Genomic DNA, 19,286 nt, shown 5'->3' on the forward strand with positions numbered 1-19,286 from the left:
ACATTTTTTTGAGCATATAGAATAAAGTACGCAAAATATATGCCATAAAAAAAGTTTTTAAAGTTTTTGGGGGTTAAATTAACTAACATCTTGTGTTTAAAAGAATTTTCCTAAATTATTCTGTAGGTTGGCAAGAATATAAAAATATTATAATTTGAGAATAAGAGAAAAGTTTTTCTCAAAAAAGGAAAAACTTTTCCATATCTGAGTAAATTGACATGTATGAAAATAAAGGATAAAGCATCAGTGGATGTACTTCTTGACCACTTCCAGAAGGGTATGGGACTGGATCGGTTTGGCGATATAATCGTTTGCGCCCAGGGCGAGACCTCTTTTCTTGTCTTCTTCAGCGCCTTCGGTGGTGATGATGATGATCGGGATGCTCCGCTTCTTTTCGTCGTTTCGTATTAAACTGACGAGCTTCAGCCCGTCCATAACCGGCATGTTGATATCGGTCAGGATCAGATCGAAGTTCTGACCGGAGAGTTTCTTCCATCCGTCGACGCCGTCCGTTGCCTCCACCAGGCTGCAATCAGAGAGCCTTTTGAGGGAGAAGATGATCAGCTGCCTCATGGTGGGCGAGTCCTCAACGATCAGAATGTTGTGCTTTGCCATGCCCTCTGCTCCTTCATGATAAAGGGGTCCTCATCCCTGCCTGTCGCGGCAGACAGGTCTACTCAGGTTTCCGCTCAGGTGTTTCGGTCAGAAGGTCCAGAAAACCCTGAATCGTCGAAAGTTTGCGTTCCGATTGCGAATAAAGTTTTGCGCTGTAAATGGCGGTGGCCGCATGGCTCGCCAGAAGATTGAAGAGTTCGTAGTCGATGTTCTTGAACTGCTCCTTCTGAACCAGGAGACTGTAAATGACCAGCAGGCCGATGACGCTCTCTTTGATTTTCAACGGCACGCAGGCAACCGGTTTTTCCAGATCAATTTCCCCGCGCTTGATCATGCTTTCTGAAAAATAACTTTCGCCGTTCTTGGCCACTTCACCGATGATCCCTTGACCGATCTTGATGTTCTTGACCTGATGGACCTCGATCCCCTCCGCGGCCACGGTAGCCATCTCGTTGTGTTTCTCGTCCAGAAGCATGAGACAGAAGGTCTCGGCGCCGACCAGGTTGATGACGATCTCCAGGACGATCCGGAGCACTTCTTTATAGTCCAGGGTTGAATGAAGCTGATGGCTTGCGATATAGAGATTGGCCAGGTTGTTGTTTTCTTCCTGCACCACGATATACCGGTCCGCGAAATCCTTGTTCTCTTTTTCGACCTCTTCGTGTCTTTTCAGCAGGCGCTCCTTGTCATCTGCAAGGGCTTTGATCTCCTGTTCCATTTTCGCCAGGCGGTCATGCAGATTTGCATCCTCGCCGCCGGTCTGGATTTGTTCTTGCATCTGCATGATTCTGTAACGGAGCTTCTCATTCTCATCCATCAGCTCTTTGGTGAATTCGGCTCCTTTATAAAAGACCTGAAGAAACTCTTCTCCCTTATGCCGGGGCCATTCTCCTGGGATTTTTTTCTCCGTCATAAAATCATAACTCCTTGCATTGGGTCTTTATCTCCATGCCCCCTTTGAACCGGGAGAAGGGGAACCTGTATCGGATGCGATTGTGTTATAGGATCGTATAGGTCTATGCTATCCCAAAAGTCCATAATAATCAAGAAAATTAAACAGTTATAGGTTGTCCCCGCTGCAGATGGATAAAATCTTGTCCGTGATGTCTCCCAGGCCGAGAATATGGTCAACGACCCCTTCTTTGATCGCTTCAGCCGGCATCCCGAAGACGATGGCCGTCTCCTCGGACTCGGCTATGGTTTCCCCGTTCATTTGCTTGATGGCCTTCATGCCGAGTTTCCCGTCATCCCCCATACCGGTCAGAAGGACCCCCAATGTCCGGCTTCCATAAATGGCGGAGGAGGATTCCATCATGGCATTGACCGAGGGGACGAACTTATCCTGTTCTCTCTGCGGGCCGAGGGTGACGCGGACGATGCCGTTATACTTTTTGAGGGTCATGTTCATCCCGCCCGGCGCGATCAGAACAAGGCCCGGGCGGACTTCATCCCCCTCTTCGGCTTCTTTGACGTCCAGTGCGCACGATTCGTGCAGGCGCTCGGCAAAGAAGTGGGTAAAGCTTGGAGGCATGTGCTGGACCACGGCAACGGCTGAAGGAAAGTTTGCCGGCAGCCGCGTCAGAATCGTCTGCAGGGCGGGAGGGCCGCCCGTGGATGCGCCGATCGCCACCAGGTCGATTTGAGATTTTGAAGCCGAAGCAAGAACCGGCGCCTCCTTCACCCGTTGAACCCGGCGGGAATCCAGCCGGTCCGTGATTTTGTCTATCTTAAGGCTTCGAAGCGCCGTAAGTTTCTCGATGAGCGTCTCCTGGATGAAGGAGAGCTCCGGGCTGATCTTCCGGGTCGGTTTTACAATAAAGTCAACAGCGCCGAGATCCAGGGCCTTCAGAATATTCTCCTCGGCGCCTGCAGAGCTGATGATCATGACGGGCGTGGGCTGGTTGTGCATGAGCCAGCGAAGGAACGTGAACCCGTCCATCTCCGGCATCTCAAGATCGAGTGTAATAAAATTCGGCTTAAGACGGATAGCCATGGTAATGGCTTCCTGCCCATTGTAGGCGGTGCCCACCACCTCTGAATCCGGCAAAGAGTTCAGGGCGTTCGAGATGAGGCGCATCGAATAAGCGGAATCATCCACCACCAGGGCCCGAATATGTTTCAAGGACATTTTCTCCGGCATCTCTTGGTCTTTCCTTCTAATATCCGGTTCTTCTCCCATCTATCGGGTGAAAAAGGTTACGCTTCGCGTGTACCGCTTTTCTCCATTTTTGTCGTTAGATCCCGGCATCTCCTTGAATCTATTCTTGACGGGCCGGGACCGTCTGCGACGGCTGCTACACTGAAGTATCTTGGGGTCCCAGGGGTCCAGGGGTCAAGGATTCAAGTGAAATACTGAAACACAAGCAAAATCTCCAGAGAAAAACCCTTAAACCCTAGAACCCCCGGCCCCTTATTTTTTTAGCACTTCACTTGACCCCTGGAATCCTTGAACCCTTGACCCCTGATTTTTTCACCCACTCACGGCTTCTGGTACACCATGTCGTTTTTCAGGTGTTTGAGACGGAACGCCGTGGACAGGTTGATCAGGGATTCCGAATGACCGACGAGGAGGTAGCCTCCTCCGTTCAGTTGTCTCTCAAAATGCGATATGACGTTCTTTTTGGCTTCCTGATCGAAATAGATGATGACGTTCCTGCAGAAGATGACATCCATCTTCCCGAGCAGAAATATCTTGGTGCTGTCGAAAAGGTTCAGGTATCCGAAATTGACCAGTTTTCTTACCGGGTCGATGATCCTCTTTTTATCATTGGCATCCATAAAGTATCTCCTGATGTATTCTTCCTTGGTGGTCCTGAAAGAAGACTTGCCGTATTCTCCTTTCCTCGCAACCTGCAGGACGCGGTGGCTGATGTCGCTTGCGAAGATTTCGACGTCCCATCCGCTGAAGAGTTGAGATTCGAGAATGAGCATGGCGATGGTATGGGGCTCCTCGCCGGTTGAACATCCTGCGCTCCAGATCCTGAGAGACCGGTCCCCCTGCTTCATCTTCTTCTCCTTGAGTTCCTGGAGGATCTCTTCAGAGAACGCCTTGAGCTGTTGTTCCTCTCTGAAGAAGTAGGTCTCATTGATCGTCAGGATATCTATGATGGAGCTGAGTTCATCGGATCGGTTCTTATCGTACATGAGGAAATAGTAATAATCCTGGAAATCCCTGAGCTGGTGCATGGAGACACGGTTGGACAGGCGCTTCTCAAAAAAGTATTTTGAGTTGTCGTCGAATGTAAGGCCGCAAAACTTGTAAATGAGCTCTCTCATCAACCGATAGGTGGAGTCGCTCATGGAATAGGTCTGATCGAACATCTAATTCCTCGTCAGCTTCTGCACGGCGATCTCGGCGGTCTTCCGTATCAGCGGATCCGGATCGTTCTTGATGATATCTTTAAGATAGAGCAAGGCCCGAGGATCTCCCAGAAGGCCCATGGCCTCCACCGTTGCGTTCCGTTCACTCCAGTCGGAGGAATCGAGCAGGTAAAGCAGGGATTCGAAAGCGGCAGGGTTCCCGTTCTTTCCGAGGGCCAGGATGGCCGCCCTTCGGATTTCCTTGTCCGTGTGTTCCAGTTTCTTGAGCAGGACCGGGAATACACGCCGGTCCTTTTTCCCGGCTAAAACCTCGATGATCGCGATCTCTACCGGAGGAATATTTTCTTTTAGCATGGGGATCAGGGCGTCCAGGGCCTTGTCGTTTCCGATCTTCCCGAGTCCCTTCACGGCGGCACACCGGATCCAGATGTTTTCGTCCTGAAGGATCGAGGTCAGGACCCGGACGGCCTCGTCGGTTTGGAAATGACCCAGGGCCATGGCTGCTGAAAGACGGACGTCCGGCTCTTCGTCGGAAAGGGCATGGATCATCCCTTCCTGAGCCCGGCCGCCCCCGATTCGGCCGAGGGCCGTAGCCGCCGCTTTTCTCACATCGGGGTCTTCGTCCTTCAGGGCAAAGACCAGAGGATCCACAGCCTCCTTAACGCACAGATCGCCGAGCAGGATGGCGGCGTTCTTGCGGTATAGGACGCTCGGGTCCGAAAGGAGTGAGATCAGCCTCGGGATGCATGACCGATCTCCGATTTCATGCAAGGCCATGACGGCCGCATTCTGGACGTCGGGATAAGGATCGTTGAGCAGGGGAATGATCTGTTCTACAGTGATCGGATCCTTCAACATCCCGAGCGCCATGGCAGCCGACTGCCTGACGTGACCGTTCTTGTCCTTGAGCATGGGGATCAGTCTGCGCACGGTCTTGACGTTTCCGATCCGGCCGATGACATGCGCCGCCCCTTTTCTGATTAATTCGTCCGGGTGGTCCAGCGCCTGAATCAGTTCCTGTTCAGCCGAGGCCCCGATATGCTGAAGGGCCTCGATCGTGACCTCGTGGAAATCGAGATCACCCAGGATATCGATCAGATAATGGACGCACTTGGGATCCCCGAGAAGCCCGATCATCCGGATTGCCGCCAACCGTATGGAAGGATCATCCTCCTGTATCGCCTCGATGAGGCCGTCCACGCCTTCACCGCCTACGGATTCCCTGAATTTTTGAAGCGTTTCCGTCCCTTCGGGAGAGCGTTTCATGATCTCGGCCACCCCGACCACGGCCGCATTACGCACGATCCGTTTTTTGTCCTGAATAAACGGGACGATGGCGGGGAGCGCCTCCGGATTGCCGAGCCTCCCTAACGCCTCCACGACCGGTTTTCTGAGCGCCCGGTCAGGGATGAAGGCCAAGAGGCGGGAGACGGCCCGGTCATCCCCCAGTTTCCCTATGGCCTCGATGGCGGAGAACTTGAGCAGGAAATCGTCTCCGGAGAGGACATCGAGGAGCGGGTCCAGAGCCTTCGCGTCTCCGATCTTGCCGAGGTTTTCCGCGGCGGACGCACGGACGTTCTCGCTGGTGTCCTTGAGGGCCTCGATGATGGGCTCCACGCTTCTGGGATCCCGGATATCCCCCAAAATATCGATGGCAAACTTCCGGATATCGTGATCCGGGTCCTTCACCGCATGGCAAAGAGAAGGAACTGCCGCAGATCCGATACGGATCAAGGCCTCCGCGGCCGAGTTTCTCATCCCGGCATTGTCCTCGGAGCGCAGGGCGAGGATCAGATTCGAGATCACCTCCTCGATATCGGGCATCTGTAACAGGGACTGGATGGACGCCTTTCTGATCCTCCAGTTCCCGTCCCCCAGCAGCCGGGTCAGAGGAATAATGACACGCCTGTCCTGAAGCCGGCCCATTTTCTCCGCCGCTCCCCTCCGGACCTCCGGATCCCCTGATTCGATCTCTTTTAAAAGCGCTTCTAATTGATCAGACACGGGTTTCCTCCATAGTAGAGATAAATCGCTCAAGCCGTTCAAAGGGTTCAAACTGGTCAAATTACGAAATCCCATGCACGGTCCTGTTTTTATTCATCAGGGCTTCAATTTCATTCTGAAGCAGCCTTCTGCAGTAATCCGGCTGGAACTCCGTAAACCGCTGCTTCATCATCTCCGCGCCCTCCTGCAGTTCCGGGGCCAGTCTCTTTTCAAGATCGCCGTTTCTGATCCCCTCTTCCACCTTCTTCTGGTTGTAAAGTGCGATATCGGAGATGATGATCCTGGCCAGCCGCTTGCTCTTGTTCCTGACCTCTTCAGGCAAGGTCTCCTCGAATGTCCGTTCTTCAACCCCTGACTTCCGGACGGGTTCCACCCTGGCCGCCTCCTCTCGGAACCGGCCGGGCAGAAGGTTTCGCACCTTGTAGAGAAGTTTATCCTGGATATGATGGGCTTCGATGTAGTCGTCGGCGCCGTACAGGGATTCGGGTAATCTCTTGTAGCGGGCCTTGTCGTAGACGGCCGTTAAAAGGATGATGCGGATGTCCTGCGTCAGGGGGTCCGACTTCAGGATCTCCGCCAGCTCAAAACCGAATATCTTCGGCAGCGCCACATCCAGGATGACCAGGGAGGGATGAAGCCGGCGGATCTTTTCAAGCGCCTCTTCACCGTCTTTCGCAAAGATGAGATCAAAAGGTTCCATCTCAAAGAGATCCCTGATGGATGAGCAGAAGTCCGCGTCTTCCTTCCCGACCAGGATCCTCGGCCTTTCCGATGCAATGGTAAAGACATGCTTGCAGCGGGAGCAGCGCAGACGGATCTCCCGTTTGGTGAACTTGGACGGATCGATCTTGTAGCGGGCCCCGCATTGCTCACATTGTATAATCATGAAAAACTCCATGTCAAAAGCCGGACGGTCAGGCCGTTTCTCTCTCCGAAAGGGCCATCATCTCTTCGATGCCCGCATAGTCTTTGTCCTCGGCAGGGATAAAGCAGTTATACTCGTATTCGACGGCTTTAATAATATTCCGATCCTCGGTCTTCTCCTCGTCCAGATGGAGCAGGGCCTGGGTAAGCGCCTCCGCTGTTTCCGGATCAAGGTCCTGCCTGACGCAGAAATTGAACTCCGGGATGTCGTCGGAGACTTTCAGTATCTTCAGACCTTTGGAGACGAACTTGTTGGCCATGGGCTCCAGCAGACCGCCGGCATCTACGTCCCCGTTGACAATCGCCCAGGCCACTGCATCATGGCGGCCGAGAAATGTGTATTCCCTCAATTCCGAAAGGGGAATATTTTCTTTGAGCAGCATGGCCTTCGGCACGAGATAGCTGGACGTGGATTTTTTGTCGCCGAACCCGAATTTCTTCCCTTTGATTTCAGAAACCGACCGGATATGAGAGACCTCCCTGACGGCAATCACGGAACGGTAGAACGGACTGTGGTTCCGTACGGCCTTGAGGATGACCCGGCTTCCGTAGAGTTTTTTGGCTTCCAAATAGGTGGATGGCGTCATATAGGCGATGTCTGTTTTTCCGGTACCCAGGTCCCGGATGGCGCTTTCGAAATCCTTGGCTACGAGGATCTGGACCTTCTTTCCCAGTTCCTTCTGCAGGCGCCGCGCCAGCGGGGTGAACTTGATCTGCATCTTGACTTCAGACTCCAGGGGGACGACTCCCAGGACGATCGGCTTTTCCTCGGAGATGAAATGAAAATTGTGCACCTCTTTCTGCAGTTCCTCGTTATGAATGGCAAGAGAGCCGATCGCCGTATTCAAGTCGTCGGTCAGGTTCATGTTTTCTTCCGTAATAATCCGTATCCTTTCAATGGCCCGGCCGATCTGTTCGCTCCCTTTCCTGTGCTCCTGGATAGCCTTGTTGATCTCCTGGATCTTGTTGAAGAAGTTCTCGATCTCCGCACTGATGATCTTGCTTCCTTTGGTTTCCTCGTTCAGGGATTTTCTGAGTTCATGAGTGAATTCCCTGAGCTTCTCCACCATCTCCCGGATGATTCCTCCGCCCTTGCTTTGTTCATGGACTGCGGCCGTAATCTGGTGCACCATATGGTTGATGTTCTGAACCTCGGAGTCCACGTAGGCGACGGATTTCACCTGCTCGATGGCGGCGTTCTCGATCTTACATGACATGTCGCTTGCCTTCCTGGATTGATCCAGGATCAGCTCCAGGGCCCGTTTTGTCTCTTCGGACAGGGAAACCCCCTCCTTGACCTGCTTGACGCTCTGGCGCATGGCCTCGGAAACGCCCTTGGTTTCTTCCTGAACGCTCGAGATGACTTTCTCGATCTGTTCAATGGAGGAAGCGGTCCTTTCGGCCAGGGCCTTGATCTCATCGGCCACCACAGAGAACCCCTTTCCATATTCGCCGGCCTGCGCCGCAATGATGGATGCGTTCAATGCCAGAAGATTGGTCTGGTCGGCCACCTCGTCGATCACATTCAGGATATCTCCGATCTCTTCGGACCGTTGATTCAGGGATTGGATCATCCGGTCCGTGTCCTCGACCGTGCTCCGGATGCGGCTCATCCCCTCGATCGTTTTCTGTACGGCCATAATTCCCTTCTCGGAGGTTTCCGTGGTGTTCTTCTGAGATAGGGCCGCCGATTCCTTGGCCATTTGTTCCACTTCCTTGATGGATGCATTGATCTCGGAGACCGACGAAGTCGACGTATCCACCGAAGTGCTCAGTGAGTTCAGATTTTCCTGGATCTGTCCGATGGACACGACCATCTCGTTGATAGAGGATGATGAGTTATCCACCAGGCTCAGAAGTTCCTGAACCTGTCCCGAGATCTGATTGACGGAGCTGTCCATCCCCTGGATGGAACTCGACGACTCCTCGGCGGACCGCGTGAGGCTTTGCACATTGGATCCGATTTCATTCAGGGTGGCGTTCATCTCGAAGGCCGAGGAGGATGTCTCGTCCGTGGCATTGGCCTGGACCCGCGTCCCTTCATAGATCTCCATGTGGCAGTTGCGGATCAGGCGGGTGGCATTCTCGCAGTTGTCGGCGGAGGCCTCGATCTTGTTGAGGACTTCCTTGTGTTTTTCAAGAAAACAGTTGAAGAGATAGGCAATCTTGGGGAAGGGATAGATCGAACCGATCCAACCCCTGACATTCAAGGAAATCGTGCTCCCGAGGTCGAAGCGGTTCTGGTTCAGGAGGATCAGGTTATCCCGAAGGGTCAGGAGGCGCCTCCGTATCTCACCCGCGAAGAAATTCTCCAGCAGGATGACCAGCAGAAGGGCCGCCGCCGTCATGAAGAAAATCAGGATAGGAGAGAGAGGCCGGTATGCCATAAGCGCTGATAAGGCCGCCTCCTGAGCCTTCGAGGACGCTGTTTCCATATTCCCGACTTCATTCAGAAACCCTTGATAGGCGGCGGTGAGTTGATCGAAATGGATTTTGGAGATGTCCTGCTCAAGGAACGTGTCCGTTTCCGAAATACGGTCTTTCCACCTGTTCCAAGCGGACTCGCCGAGGCCGTTCAGAAAATCCTTGCTGCGGGATTCTTCAATCAGAGCAGCGGCCTGGTGAAGGGTTTTTCTCAGGTCCGAGATCAACGACGGGTTCGGGGCGCCGCCAAGCCTCTCGCCCAAGCCTTTCCATGTTTTATCAAGGGAAGAGAATTGGGATGCAAGGGTTTCATACTGCTCCACGGTTTGAATGCGTTTCTCCATCACCCTCGATGACTGCGTCTGCTGATAGCCGAGCCACAAAATGAGAGCGCAGAGGATCAAGAATGGAGCGGATGCTTTCAATCGTTCATTCATCTTCGGCATGGAAGGGTGCCCTCCTGATTTATACCTTGAATGTGTCAATTTCACTTTGCAGACGCTCAACCTTTTCAGCCATGTCGCTGATCGCTTGGGTCATCTCCTGAACCTGCTGGGCATTCCGTTCAGCGATCTGCTCGATGGTTTTGCTGTTGGACAGAACCTCCTGGGTCTTTTCCGTCTGAGACACGGTGAATTTCGAGATCTCCTGAGTTTTATAGTTGGTCTCTTCAATGGCCTTGGCGATCTGGCCGCTTCCCTTGGCCTGTTCCTGCATGGCCCGGCTGACATGATTGATCATTTCACGGATCCGCTCGGTGTTTTCAATAATCTGTTTGGATCCGACTTTCTGTTCCTGGGTTCCTTTGTTGATCTGGCGCAGAGATTCGGTGATCTTCTCCACCGCCTTCTTCACCATCTGGCTCCCCTTGCTCTGCTCGATGGCCGCATGGGCGATCTCATTGACCATGGTCCTGGAATGGTCCACGCTCTCCATCATCTGGAGGAGCGCCTCCTTGGCCTGCAGAGAGAGGTTCATTCCACGGGTGATGCTCCCGGAACTGACCTCCATGGACTGGACAGCCTCCTCAGCCTCTTTTTGGACGCTTCGGATGACTGCTGAAATATCCTTGGTGGAGGCTGCGGACCGTTCTGCGAGGGCCTTGATTTCATCGGCCACAACCGCGAAGCCTTTGCCGTGTTCTCCGGCCTGCGCCGCGATGATGGCCGCGTTCAGGGCCAGAAGATTGGTCTGGTCGGCCACCTCGTCGATGACCTTGAGGATCTTGCCGATCTGCACGGATTTTTCCCCGAGCCGCTTGATCACCCTGGCGGACTCTTCAAAGGTCTCTTTGATTTTGACCATTCCCTCCTGGGTCTGGGTCACGGCGGTCATCCCCCCCTCCGCCTTGGAGACGCTTTGTTCGGAAATCTTCAGGGAGTTCTTCGCGTTTTTCTCGACTTCCTGAATGGAACGATCAATCTCCTCGGTGAATGAAGCCGTCTGGTCCGCGTTGGAAGAAACGGAAACGATGTTGTTTGAAATCTCGTTGATGGAGCCGACCATCTCGGAAATCGAAGAGGAGGTTTCTTCCACGGCACTGGAGGCATGCTTGGCGTTTTCCGCGACCTCGTCGATGGAGGCGCTCATCTCTATGATGGAGGATGAGGCCTCCTCCGTATGTGACGCCAGATTTTTTGCATTGTCGGCGACCTGCCGGTTCATCTGGTCCATGGCGGTTATGGAGACGGAGATCTCCTGTAGGGATCCCCCCTGCTCCTCGGTTCCGGCATTCAATTTTTCCGTATTCCGGGAGATCATCCGGGACGATTCGGAGACGCTCTTCATGGTCTCTTTGATCTCCCGGACGATCCCCTGTATGTTGATGATGAAAGTATTCATCCAGTCGGCAAGTTCCTTGATTTCGTCATTAGATTGGACTTCGATATGTCTCGTGAGGTCCCCTTCTCCACCTGCAATATCCTTGAGGATATCCACCATGTGAGTGATCGGACGGGTGATCCCCTTGGAGAAAAGGATGGCGATGGCCGGAATCAGAATCAGACAGAAAACGCCCACCAGACTGAGTTGTCTGCCCAGATGGTAGACCGGCGCAAAGGCCGTGGCGCGGGGGATGGAGAGGATGACGGACCAGTCCGGCCCCTTCCCGTCCTTGTAGCCGGAGGCGTGCGCAAATCCGGAGAGATACGTCTTCCCGTCCCTGCCGGATTCCACCAGGAACCCCGCTCCGCCGGCCATGACCTTTTGAAGAAAGGGGTCGTCAGACGGAAAGAATTTCCGGACGGCGCCTTCGGCTGAGACGAACTGGAAGAGAACGCCGCCCTTATCATCAACGACAGTCAGACAGCCGTCTCTCAATTCTCCTTCTTTCCCCTCGTTCATGAGTCTAACTGCGCCGGAGAAGCTCTCCCAGCCGAACGTTGAGACAAGGACCCCGATAACCGAGGATCGGTCCGAGGCGTTATGGATCGGCTGGACGATGCCGATCAGGTTTTCCTGGGCGTTGCCCTGGGCATGGACAGGGCCTATATAAGGGACCCCCTCCATAACTCCCTTTTGGAACCAGGCCTCTTTTGAGACATCCATCCCGGTCCGGTACTTGTTTGCTGAAGCGATGACCACTCCCTTGGCGTTCACGCAGAAAAGCTCCCGGTAGAGCCCGGCATGCTTTTCGGAGATCTCCGAAAGGGACGAGGCGATCCTCCCGTCCGGGTCCCCCCTCAGGACGTCCTGCATCACGGCCGGACCGGCCCATGAGCGAAGGTCCGTGGAGCGTTCATAGAGGTCCCTGTCCATGGAATCGATGACGTACGCTGCGTCCTTCTGAAGGCTCCGGCCGGTCACCTGGCTCAGGGTGGAGACGCCGACCCTGAAGGCCAGGGTCCCTGCCAATATGAGGGGGATGAAAACCAGAGAAAGGTTCAAGATCAGAATCTTGTGACGTATTTTCATGGAAATCATTTTTTTATTCATGCTGTCCTTCGAGATAAAATGGGTCTTGTCCTCCTTCGGACGGCCAAGACCAGATTGATGGAATCCTTAGCGGCTCTGTTGATGAACAGGACCCCTTGTTCCTACTCCATCTTGATGATCTCATCAATGTTCATGATGATCATCATCCGGCCCCTGTATTGCCCTATGCCGGTGATATATTCCGCCTCCAAACCCTTGATCATGGGAGGCGGAGGCTCAATGGATTTCTCAGGGATCTGCGCCGCGCTGGTGATCGCATCCACCAGAACGCCGACCTGCTCATCGTCATTCTTCAATACGATAATCCGGGTCTTTCCCGTGATTTCCGTCAGCGGGAGGCCCATCTTTTTCTTGATATCGAAGATCGGAACGATGTTCCCCCTCAGCGAGAGGATGCCCAGGATATACGAAGGCGCCCTCGGAATAGGAGTCAGCTCGAAGAAAGGAGTGATCTCCTTGATTCTCATGATATCAATGGCGTATTCCTCCTCGCCGAGCTTGAAGCCCATGACTTCCGTCATCCGGTCATGAACGGATTCTGCAGCAGTCTCTTCCATTCCGGCGGCAGGCGCCGCTTCCTGCTCTTTTGGGGTTTGATCCGTCATTTTTCAGCCTCATCCTCATGGACCGTGATGGATTCCATGCAGTCTTTCGACACGGTCACTCTGTTCTTGCCGCTCTTCTTGGACTCGTAAAGGGCCCGGTCGGCTTCCATGATGACCGTATCAATGGTATCGGTCTTGTTTTCCAGAAAACAGGATATGCCGCAGCTCAGTGTGACGTTGATCTTGTCTTCGTTGATCTGAAAGGGTTTCCCCGCCACTTCCTTGCGGATCTTCTCGGCCACGTTCTCGGCGCCGGTCAGCGAGACCTGGGGGAGAAGCACGGCGAACTCCTCACCGCCGTACCGGGCCAGCATGTCCGTGCTCCGGATGGTTTTGCCGATCCGGATGCAGATGTCCATCAGGATCTGGTCGCCTGCCTGATGGCCGTAGGTGTCATTCAGCGCCTTGAAGTTGTCAATGTCCATCAGCAGGAAGGAGAGTTCCGTCCGATAGCGCTTGGCGCGGCTGATTTCATTCAACATCATCTTCATCAGGTGCCTTCGATTATAGATCTGGGTTAAGGCATCGGTGATGGATAAAGTGGTCAGGCGCTTGTTCGCCTCCAGGAGCTCGTCCTGAAGGAGCTTGAGCTTCAGGTGGAGGCGCACCCTCGCAAGAAGCTCAAAGTCATCGAAAGGCTTGGTCAGGTAATCACTCGCCCCTTGTTGCAGGCCGAGGTTTTTCTTCTCCTGCTCTTCTTCCGCGGTCAGCATAATGATCGGAATGCCCTTCAATTCCGGATGGCCCTTGATCATCAGCAGCAGCTTGAAACCGTCGATCTGCGGCATGACCACGTCACAGAGGATCAGATCGATCTTGTGTTCCAGGAGTTTCTTGTAGCCGTCGATTCCGTTCTCGGCTTCATAGATGAAATCGAAGAGGCCTTTTTCGGAACTGAGGACCTTCTTGATTTTCGTACGGATGGTTTCCGAGTCATCCACAATCAGAATGGATGCGGTCTGTTTTTCTCCGGTCATCAGAATTTCCCCCCTTGAGTGGATTCCTCAATGAGAGATCCGACGTCCAGGACCAGGACGGCCCTTTTGTCGCCGAGTTCCGTCGCGCCGGCGATCCCGGGTATTTTCTTCAGCGTTTTGCCGATCGGCTTGATGACGATTTCATGTTTGTCGATGAAGTCGTCGACGATGATGCCGATCTTCTTTTCTGCAAGGCCCGCCACCACGATCTTCGTCTTATTTTTATTGGAGTGATTGCTTTCCGGATTCAACGGACTCAACCCGAAGATTTCCTGGAGGCGCAGCAGCGACAGCGTCCGGTCCCTGAGCTTGATGACCTCTCTTTTCTCCACGGTCTGAATCGAGTTCTTCGCTACAATCAGGTTTTCAGAAACGGCATTCAGGGGGATGGCAAATATCTGGTCCGAGCATCGAATGATCAGGGCCGGAATGATCGCCAGGGTGATCGGCAGGGTGATGGTAAAAAGCGCCCCTTTGCCGACTTGGGTTTGGATATCCACCATCCCGCCCAGCTTGGTGATGTTCTTTTTGACAACGTCCATGCCGACCCCGCGTCCTGAGATCTCGCTCACCTTTTCAGCCGTGCTGAAACCCGGCAGGAAGATATACTTCAGAATCTCTTCCTCGCCGGGGGTTTCGCCTTCCTGGACCAGCCCTCTTTCCACGGCTTTCTTTAAAATCTTCTCCGGGTCGATCCCGGCGCCGTCGTCCTCAACCTCGACGACGACGTGGTTTCCCTTCTGATAGGCTGTCAGCCTGATCATCCCCTCGGCGGGTTTCTTAAGGCGTTTTCGCACGTCCGGGGATTCAATGCCGTGGTCGATGGCGTTCCGGATGATATGCATCAGGGGATCGGCGATATCCTCGATGACCAGTTTGTCGAGTTCCGTATCCTCTCCGGATGTCTTGAAGTTGATCTTCTTGTCCGAAGATTTGGAAAGCTTACGGATCATCCTGGCCAGGCGGTTGAAGATCTGGCCGATAGGGATCATGCGGACCTCCAGGACCCCCTCCTGCAGTTCAGCGAGTCTCCTTTCGAGTGAATCGACGGCCTTCTGAAGGTCGCCGGTCAGAGTGGATAAGCCTTGGCGCTGCCTCATCTCCTTCAGAATCCTTTGCAGCATATTCTTGCTGAGAATCAGTTCCCCGACGAGGTTCATGAGGTTGTCCAATTTGTTGATATCCACCCGCACGGTCTTCGTGAGTCCACGGATGTCGTTGATGAAACTGTCCTGTTCCGAGGCCTTCTCCATCTGAGGCGCCGGTTCGGCCTTGAGATCCTTGATGTCGCCTTCCTTGAGATACTGGATCTCGTTTATGGTCGTGTTTTCGTTGGTGACGATCTCCTTGATCTCTTTCTCACCGCATAGGGCGCCCAGGATGATGTTGAACTGGATGCCCGCCTCCGGGCTCGTGCCCGTTGAGGGAAGCGTGGTGATGATCTCCCCCTGCTCGGAGAGATCTTTGGTGAGCCGCTGCAGGTCCTGATCAAACGTGGTCAGATCGAAGTTGGCCTTGATCTCAAAGAGACGAGACCCCTTGCGGACATTTTCCATCAGGCGGTGTTCTTCGTACTCGGTCAAAACCTCCAGGATGGCTGACGAGAGATTGATATCGTCCAGGCCCGCTTTCTTGCCGGATTCCTCTTCATGGTCTCCGTGAAGGATCTTGTCGATCGTGGATAAGGCCTGAGTGATATCCATCTGGTCGTTGCCTTCGCTTCCGATCCGGGTGATCAGGTTGTTGAGGGCCTCAAGGCTGGAGAAGAGCCCGTCCAGGACACGGCTGCTCAGTTCCAGCTTGCCCAGCCTCAGGCTGTCAAGGAGGTTCTCCAGGTTGTGGCTGAGTTCGGATACCTTGCTGAAACCCAGCATGCCGGACAACCCTTTCAGGGAATGCGCGCCCCGGAATATACTGTTCACGACTTCGGGGTTGACGTTGGACTTTTTCATGCCTTCTTCGAGTTTGACAAGATTGTTCCCGATGCTTTCGAGAATATCCTCACTCTCGGCAAGAAATTCAGTCACGGCTTTTTCCTGTCCCTTTTCAGTCATCTCTTCTCCTGCGTTTCCAGATCATTCAGACCGTCTCCGGTTTTTCGGAATATCAAACAGGATACCATCCTGTATAAGCCCTATTCCTCCTTCAGCAGTTTCTTCACTGAATTCTGTAATGCGTCAGGGGAGAAGGGTTTGGTGATGTAGTCGTCCGCTCCCAGGGACATCCCCTTCTTTCTGTCCTCTTCGGCCTTTTCGGTGGTGACAATGATCAAGGGGGTATCCTTATAGGTCGGGTGTTTCTTCACGAAGTTGACCAGCTCGAGGCCGTTGATATCCGGCATGTTGATGTCGGTGATGATCAGATCGAAGGATCGTCCCGGTAAAATCTTCAGCGCCTCAAAACCGCTTGAGGCCTCCGTGATCTCATAGTCCCCCAGATCTTCCAGAGTGGATGCAATGATGGACCGCATGGTCGCGGAATCTTCTACAATCAGGATGGATCGTTTCACAGGATTCCCCTCCTCAGTGGTCCTGTTCGTAAATATGGTGACGTACAGAGAGTGTCGTAGGGCGGTCTCATCAAGGCGCGCGACTGAGGCGTACCCTCTGTGGTACACCGCAAGGAGCGGAACGCCGAGGAGACAGTTCTACGACACTCGAATGCCACTGTATTTACGAATAGGGCCACTAATAGTGTCCATGCTCTCTTGCGGCCGTAAAGGCGAATGCAGAATAGAACGATCATTTTAATGTCCTTGCATATCCTGGAGCCTGCTCTCCAGCAGAGACCGGTCCAGTACAAAACCCGCCTGGATGATAAAAATCTCCAGCGCCCCGATATCCCCGATCGGGCTCCCGTGAAGGCCGTTATCTCCATAAAGCAGGGCGATCACCCGGTTATTGCTGACCAGAGGGAGAACCACGGACTCTTCCGGCGCCTCCCCGCCTAAATTCCCGCTAAGATACCGGTCCCATGACTTGTTCTCGTTCAGAGATCCTTGAACCTTGTAACGGGCTCGGATGGCCGATGCGAGAAAGGAATCGCTCTCGCTCGGGATCAGGACATTGCGGATCCGGTCATTGGCCGCGTTGTCCTCCCCAGGGAGCCCGAACTGTCCGAACCCTCGGATTTCCCTTTCCCGGACCACAAAGAGAGCGGCGCGGTTGAGGAATTCGCCGGCATACCGCAGGATCAGGAGCAAAACCTCTGAAAGGCTGCTTTCGCCTTTAAGCTCCTCCACCATGGATTTCAGAGACGACAACCCGTCCGATGTTTCCCCATCCGCCCGTTCCGGTTCCAGGTCTTCGCCCACTTCAGACATCAACTGTTCTAAAAAACTCAATTCTTCCTGCTCTTTCTTCCCGGCCGCGGCCCCCGCCCCCGAAACCTCGGCCTTGTCCATCCCGATCTCGTCCTGGATCGATTCCCAGAGCCCATCGGGATGGCCGGTGTTGTCCTGGGGCGGAGCTGCGGGACCGGCCTCCACGAGTGAGACCGGAGTCTTCTCCATCAGGGAAGAAAATCCAATGGCCTTCATCTTCTGATCCTTTTGCTGTTTGCGGTGCTTCTCTTCATCCAGGAGCCGTAATCCTTCTATGATCAGATGCTGGGTTTCGATCCCCTGCTCCAGGATCAGTTCAGCCCCGTTGGGCGGCAGGACCTCACTCGGAGCGGAGAGGAGCTCGAACTGAAAGTGCCCTTCCTCCCAGCCCAGAAGCTCAAGGATGATGGTCTGTATATATCCCCTGAGGTTCGCCTCCATCTGCTCCCGGGAGATGATATGCTTATGAACCAAAATCGAGCCGAAAGGCGCCCTCGTTGTTCTTTGGGCTTCTATGACCATTCTCTCATCCTTATCGGTCATCAGTCCCTTGGCCTTGAGCACGGATCCAAGCGTCATCTTGTTCCGGGTTGAGGAGGCCTTGATGACATTTCCGTTCAAAAAGGTGATTGAAGCCTTATCCTCTGATGTAGCGATATTTAAAACGCCAGTCCTCTTGCTCAGGCTGACAATCTGAAAAATATCTGTAAGGGGCAAATCTGCTAAATTTCCGACAAGACTCATCTATGGCCAGTCCATTTCAGCCGGGCATCAGGTTGGCTCGGGATGACCGGGAATTTTGACGGCTTCGTAAAAAGTCCGTCTGCGGCGTTGCGCTTCATTCTTCGTCATTGCAGCGTACTTCTAAGTACGCCTCATTCCTCAGAATTCGCGCGCCTTGCATCCGGAGCTTTTTACTGTGCCGTCCCACTTGTGGACTTTTTACGAGTCCATCAATTGTGGATATTTCCTTGTTTCCCCCAGGGATGGTATGGAACTTTTTCTATCATGAATCGATACTTTTAATCCAGCGGGAACTCCCCGCCTTTACAGGCGGGGAGTTCCCGCTGGATTAAACCCGTTTTCCTCTAAATTCAAACGATTTGAATCGGCTGTAATACCTTGTATTATAGAATATTTATATCATTTTATGCCCTGGAAGTAAAGTCAATAATTTCTTAATCATTTATTGACAGTTAATTTCGAGTTCTTCCCTGGAATGGAAGGCTCTCGTGCATATTTTTTTTGTCATTTTATCCGGGGAGTGATATATAGGGAGAAACAGACAGGGGTCTATCTCAAAGAGTGAGTGAAAACATCATATGGGAGAAGAACCAAAGCATGAAGTACCTTATCCTCGGTACCGCCGGGCATGTGGATCATGGAAAGACGGCTCTGGTCAAGGCATTGACCGGTGTGGACACCGACCGTCTTGAAGAAGAGAAAAAGAGGGGGATCACGATCGTGCTCGGTTTTGCCGAGTTGGAGCTTCCGGGTGGGGTTCAAGTCGGGATCGTTGACGTGCCGGGCCACGAACGGTTTGTCAACCAGATGCTTGCCGGCGTCGGGGGGGTCGATCTTGTCATGCTGATCATTGCAGCGGATGAAGGGATCATGCCTCAGACACGGGAACACTTTGACATCTGCCGCCTCCTCAACATCCGGAGGGGGCTGACCGTGATTACCAAAACCGATCTGGTAGACGGGGACTGGCTGCAGCTGGTCACCCAGGATGTGGAGGCGCTGACTCAAGATACCTTTTTGCAAGGCGGGGGGATCTATCCCGTCTCCTCAAAGACCGGGCAGGGGATACCCGAACTCATAGAGGGGCTCAGCCGGATTTGTGAGGGTGTGGAACCGAGGGGGAGCGCCGGGGTTTTCCGTCTTCCCGTTGACCGTGTCTTTACCATGAAAGGATTCGGAACCGTGGTGACCGGAACGCTCGTATCCGGAAGCGTAAGAAACGGCGAGACCGTGGAGATCCTCCCCAGAGGCCTGACAGCCAAGGTCCGGGGGATTGAGGTCCACGATAGACCCGTAAACCAGGCCTTGGCCGGCCAGCGCACGGCCCTGAACCTTCAGGGGATCGAAAAAGACCGGATCGAACGGGGGGATACCGTGACGGCGCCAGGCCTTCTGAGCCCGACCTTTATGGTAGAC

The 19,286-nt window shown here is 53.6% G+C and carries 14 protein-coding genes; 1 reads left to right on the plus strand and 13 read right to left on the minus strand.

Annotated features, from left to right (window positions below; all coding sequences use genetic code 11):
* Positions 1–243: 243 nt before the first annotated feature.
* The 13 genes from AUK29_03485 to AUK29_03545 form a co-directional block, all read right to left on the minus strand.
* Complete coding sequence (locus AUK29_03485) at positions 244–615, minus strand: two-component system response regulator (GenBank protein ID OIP64936.1); 372 nt, start codon at positions 613–615, stop codon at positions 244–246.
* Positions 616–673: 58 nt separating this feature from the next.
* Entirely contained in the window at positions 674–1,528 is an 855-nt protein-coding gene (locus AUK29_03490; protein OIP64937.1) for a diguanylate phosphodiesterase, read from the minus strand.
* Positions 1,529–1,675: 147 nt separating this feature from the next.
* Positions 1,676–2,737, minus strand: a complete 1,062-nt coding sequence (locus AUK29_03495; protein OIP64948.1) for a hypothetical protein — start codon at positions 2,735–2,737, stop codon at positions 1,676–1,678.
* A 356-nt stretch (positions 2,738–3,093) separates the two neighbouring features.
* A complete protein-coding gene (locus tag AUK29_03500; GenBank protein ID OIP64938.1) occupies positions 3,094–3,936 on the minus strand; it encodes a chemotaxis protein CheR in 843 nt (280 codons plus the stop codon).
* Positions 3,937–5,940, minus strand: a complete 2,004-nt coding sequence (locus AUK29_03505) for a hypothetical protein (protein OIP64939.1) — start codon at positions 5,938–5,940, stop codon at positions 3,937–3,939.
* A gap of 61 nt (positions 5,941–6,001) precedes the next feature.
* Positions 6,002–6,826, minus strand: coding sequence for a hypothetical protein (locus tag AUK29_03510; protein ID OIP64940.1), 825 nt, complete (start codon positions 6,824–6,826; stop codon positions 6,002–6,004).
* Positions 6,827–6,854: 28 nt separating this feature from the next.
* Positions 6,855–9,734, minus strand: a complete 2,880-nt coding sequence (locus AUK29_03515) for a hypothetical protein (GenBank protein OIP64941.1) — start codon at positions 9,732–9,734, stop codon at positions 6,855–6,857.
* A gap of 19 nt (positions 9,735–9,753) precedes the next feature.
* A complete protein-coding gene (locus AUK29_03520) occupies positions 9,754–12,222 on the minus strand; it encodes a hypothetical protein (protein ID OIP64942.1) in 2,469 nt (822 codons plus the stop codon).
* Between the two features lie 101 nt (positions 12,223–12,323).
* The gene (locus AUK29_03525) at positions 12,324–12,827 is read right to left on the minus strand and encodes a hypothetical protein (protein OIP64943.1); all 504 of its coding nucleotides are present in this window, start codon (positions 12,825–12,827) and stop codon (positions 12,324–12,326) included.
* Positions 12,824–13,804: a hypothetical protein gene (locus AUK29_03530; GenBank protein ID OIP64944.1), complete on the minus strand. Its 981-nt coding sequence runs from the start codon at positions 13,802–13,804 to the stop codon at positions 12,824–12,826. The genes AUK29_03525 and AUK29_03530 overlap by 4 nt, the downstream gene beginning before the upstream one ends.
* Positions 13,804–15,858 (minus strand): hypothetical protein, encoded by a 2,055-nt coding sequence (locus tag AUK29_03535; protein OIP64945.1) that lies wholly within the window; start codon positions 15,856–15,858, stop codon positions 13,804–13,806. The genes AUK29_03530 and AUK29_03535 overlap by 1 nt, the downstream gene beginning before the upstream one ends.
* An 80-nt stretch (positions 15,859–15,938) precedes the next feature.
* Positions 15,939–16,274, minus strand: a complete 336-nt coding sequence (locus AUK29_03540) for a two-component system response regulator (GenBank protein OIP64949.1) — start codon at positions 16,272–16,274, stop codon at positions 15,939–15,941.
* Between the two features lie 276 nt (positions 16,275–16,550).
* Positions 16,551–17,870: a hypothetical protein gene (locus AUK29_03545; GenBank protein OIP64946.1), complete on the minus strand. Its 1,320-nt coding sequence runs from the start codon at positions 17,868–17,870 to the stop codon at positions 16,551–16,553.
* Positions 17,871–18,431: 561 nt separating this feature from the next.
* Between AUK29_03545 and AUK29_03550 the strand changes: the two genes are divergently transcribed.
* Positions 18,432–19,286: selenocysteine-specific translation elongation factor (locus tag AUK29_03550; GenBank protein ID OIP64947.1), on the plus strand; the 855-nt coding region annotated here is incomplete at its 3' end.

The organism is Nitrospirae bacterium CG2_30_53_67 (assembly GCA_001873285.1).
Lineage (GTDB): Bacteria > CG2-30-53-67 > CG2-30-53-67 > CG2-30-53-67 > CG2-30-53-67 > CG2-30-53-67.